Origin of the sequence: Aquabacterium lacunae, from assembly GCF_004310865.1 — a bacterium.
Taxonomy (GTDB): Bacteria; Pseudomonadota; Gammaproteobacteria; order Burkholderiales; family Burkholderiaceae_C; genus Aquabacterium; species Aquabacterium lacunae.
The window spans coordinates 1-1,275 of the sequence record NZ_SIXI01000027.1; the positions used below are offsets into that span (position 1 = coordinate 1).

The window sequence follows — 1,275 nt, forward strand, 5'->3', positions numbered from 1 at the left end:
CCGCCGGTTCCGGTAGCCTTCGTTTGTAACAACCATCGCATAACACGGGAGCGACATGTCTCAAGCAACACCTTTTTGCTTGTGCGACAAGCACTTGCCTTGCAGCAGTGCGCCCAGGTTATGCGGCGTCTACGCCGCCGATAACCGATTCACGCCTCCGGCGTGAGTCCTACATTGCGTTAGAAATATCAAAAATCCAATGCTTCACATGGACGAAAAACAACCTCAAGCATTTGCTGTGATGCCTATTAGCGATCCGCCGGACTACGAGGCTGGTCACTTTCAGCGCATCTACGACTACCTTATAAAACCCGCCTGCGCCATTGCGGGACTAAATGTTGTTCGCGCCGATGACATCAAGAGCACGAACTACATTGTTCTGGACATCCTAAACAGGATAATCTCAAGCGATCTAGTTATATGCGATTTGAGTTCAAAGAACCCAAATGTGTTCTATGAACTCGGAATTCGACAAGCCTTTGATTTGCCAGTTGTCCTTATAAAAGACAGAAAAACAGATCGAGTATTTGACATCCAGGGGCTTCGCACAATTGATTATGACTCAAATATGCGAATCGATTCTGTTCAGCGCGATGTTGCCAACATAGCAAACGCGATCAGAGAAACATTATCACCGCCGGAAACAGACGTAAACTCTCTCGTATCTCTTCTTGGCTTGCAAAAAGCGCAGCTGTCAACAAAGCCAGACATAAGCGCGGAAACCAGGCTTATCATAAATTCAATTGGTGAGCTATCACATCGCTTATCCCAAATTGAAGATCAAACAGTTCAACCAGATTCATTTCTGAGATCACCTTCACACAAGGTTGTCCACTACAGCAGCAATCATCTTGCTGTTCTACCCAATGGTGAGCAGTTGAAGATCGGTGAAAAAATTTACTCATTAAAAGACGAATCATTCGTCGGAACATTAAAAGAAATTAACAGCCAGGGCTTACTCGTCACTCAGGAGAATGGGATGGATGCTTTCATTCCCAACTACAGTTCCATGATGTCGGCCATAGGCCCACGCCAAGCGTGAAATTTCTAACTGGCGGTTCAACGCGGACGCCAACACTGGCCATGCCTTCGGCATTTTCATGGCCAGTGTTGGTGCCCTCCGCCTTCGGCTCCGGCGCCGGTTAACCTGGGCGTTAGCCTTTTCGTGAAGCATGCATCGAGGTGCCCTCCCCTCAATCTCGGTATGCGCGGTTTAACGCCTACGCCATACAATTCACTTAGCGCCGAGTGGGCGCTAGAAAAATCCATGGGACA

The 1,275-nt window shown here is 48.0% G+C and carries 1 protein-coding gene; it reads left to right on the top strand.

Going from position 1 to position 1,275, the window contains the following annotated elements; genetic code table 11:
* Positions 1–208: 208 nt before the first annotated feature.
* Positions 209–1,042 carry a hypothetical protein gene (locus EYS42_RS16840; protein WP_130969371.1) on the top strand — a complete coding sequence of 278 codons (834 nt, stop codon included), beginning with the start codon at positions 209–211 and terminating at the stop codon, positions 1,040–1,042.
* Positions 1,043–1,275: the final 233 nt, after the last annotated feature.